Source organism: Mesorhizobium sp. M4A.F.Ca.ET.050.02.1.1, assembly GCF_003997725.1.
Taxonomy (GTDB): domain Bacteria; phylum Pseudomonadota; class Alphaproteobacteria; order Rhizobiales; family Rhizobiaceae; genus Mesorhizobium.
Window position 1 is genome coordinate 1 of the sequence record NZ_RZSG01001167.1, and the last position, 1318, is coordinate 1318.

Here is a 1318-nt window from a genome sequence, read left to right on the forward strand (position 1 = left end):
GGGTTTCGGGATAAGCGGCCTGCGTGTCGGTGACACGATAGTCCGCATCTTCCGCCCGGCCGAAAGTGACGACGCGATGCCTGGTGCCCGAAGCCATGCCGAGCACATGCGGATCGTCGGCGTTGAGCACGGCAAGACCGCCGGGCGGCAGCGCGTCGACCAGGGCGCGCTTTTCCAGGGCGACGTTCTCCAGAGTCCTGAAACTGGCGAAATGTTCGAGGCGGACCATGGTGACGACCGCGACATGCGGCTGGAGCAGTTCCGCCATCGGCCTGATGGTGTCGACGCCATAGGCGCCTGCTTCGAACACGACATAGTCGACCTCGCCCGCTTTCCACATGCGCTTGTAGAGCGTGCTGGCCAGCGCATCGATGGCGTTGGCGAGAACCTGCGTGTAGACCGGGCGATGGCTGGCCAATATATGCCCGAGCAACGCCGCCGCGGTCGACTTGCCGGAACTGCCGGTGACGCCGATGAAGGTCGCCGCGCTTTTCGAACGGGCGCGCCATGCCCTGTAGATCTTGTGGCGGTGCCACAGGCTCTTGCGAATTTTGCGCAATCGGGCTTTCATCGCATGGCCACCCTGCCCCCTCGACAAGCCTTATGCCGTTCCCGGGCGGCTCGTCAAATCCTGGCCGCGCCTACCGCAGGCGTTCAGATGCAGCGGCCGCCATCGACCTCCAGCGCCACGCCGGTGATGAAGGCGGCCTCGTCGGAGGCGAGCCAAAGTGCGGCATTGGCGATGTCAAGCGGCGTCGACAGGCGGCCGAGCGGGATTGAGGCGCGGAACCTCTCGCGGATCTCCGGCGTGTCGGCGCCCATGAATTTCTCCAGCATGCCGGTCTCGCCGGCGACCGGGCAGAGGCAGTTGACGCGGATGTTTTTCGGCGCCAGTTCGACCGCCATCGACTTGGTGGCGGTGATCGCCCAGCCTTTCGAGGCATTGTACCAGGTGAGGCCGGGCCTTGGCCTCAGCCCGGCGGTAGAGGCGGTGGTCAGGATGACGCCGCCGCCCTGGCGCTCCATGATCGGCACCACCGCGCGCGCCGCGTGGTAGATTGCCTTCATGTTGACGGCGGTGATCAGATCGAAGGTCGCTTCGTCGACGTCAAGCAAGTCGCCATTGCGGTGCGTATAGCCGGCATTGTTGACCATGATGTCGATGCGGCCGAAGGCGCTTTTGGCGGCGTAGATCATCTCATCGAATTCGGAGCGCTGCGAGACGTCGGTCTGCGTCCAGATCGCGTTGTCGCCGATCTCGCCGGCCACGCGTTCGGCGCCCCGGGCGTTGAGGTCGGCGACGACGACCCTGGCGCCC

The 1318-nt window shown here is 65.6% G+C and carries 2 protein-coding genes; both read right to left on the bottom strand.

Going from position 1 to position 1318, the window contains the following annotated elements; translation table 11 throughout:
- On the bottom strand, positions 1 to 559 hold a 559-nt coding region (locus EOA33_RS36010; RefSeq protein WP_245482560.1), incomplete at its 3' end, for a Mur ligase family protein.
- A gap of 95 nt (positions 560 to 654) precedes the next feature.
- Positions 655 to 1318 (bottom strand): SDR family oxidoreductase (locus EOA33_RS36015; protein WP_127407745.1); only part of this gene is annotated, 664 nt, incomplete at its 5' end.